The 817-nt window shown below is 29.0% G+C and carries 1 protein-coding gene; it reads right to left on the reverse strand.

The features are described from left to right. Positions 1-72: 72 nt before the first annotated feature. Positions 73-747, reverse strand: coding sequence for a hypothetical protein (locus tag ABD730_RS17090; protein ID WP_344716109.1), 675 nt, complete (start codon positions 745-747; stop codon positions 73-75). Positions 748-817 lie beyond the last annotated feature (70 nt).

Genomic DNA, 817 nt, shown 5'->3' on the forward strand with positions numbered 1-817 from the left:
AAAAGTACTTTAGTGAAAAATTAATACATTTTTACTTGTTTTTTACCACAGTACTTTGTTACCTACAGTTATTTATTCTATAAATTCAAATGTTTTCCAAATTTCTCCGCTCAAACCTTTTGTTCCAAAATCCGCTTTGTTCATAATTTCAGAGTTTTGGTTTGCAGTCCAACTTAAATTGACAGGATTAAAGTCAGTCGTTTTCGGATAATAATTAGTTCTAAACATTTTATAAATTCCGATAAAGTTTTGTGGCGTTTTTTCTTTTATTTCAATTTCAGCATTTAGTTGGTAATTCGTTTGACCATAAAATTCAGCCATTCCTTTATAAAGTTCTTTAGCTTTCGGAAATCGCTTTTTTAAATTGGTCAGGGTTTGTTCAGCGGATTTTTCTCCAAATTCTTTTTCAAATAATCTATTTCGGTCAGAATATCCAATTGAAAATTCCTCAATTACAATATCATTTTCTATTATTTGAAAACTTATATAGTCAAAGTTTTCAATTCCGATTTTCGCAGAATCAACTTTCACATTATTCGGAAATTCAATTTTGAAACGTGTGATTGGTAAATTCCACTTTTTGCATTTATTCTCGTCAACTATAAATATATTTTCAAATGTTGAAGCCTGAACTTTCGGAAAAGGTTTTAATTCAACAGTTTCTGCTTTTGGTAATTCAATCTTTGCATTGAAGTTGCAACTTGATGTTAAAACCAAAATTAAAATTAGAAACTGAATGTTTTTCATAATTGTAGGTAACGGTCTCGTATATGATTTGTTGCGTGTTATAAGCGAGTAAGTTAGCAAATAAAAACCG

Origin of the sequence: Winogradskyella damuponensis, assembly GCF_039538385.1 — a bacterium.
GTDB lineage: Bacteria > Bacteroidota > Bacteroidia > Flavobacteriales > Flavobacteriaceae > Winogradskyella > Winogradskyella damuponensis.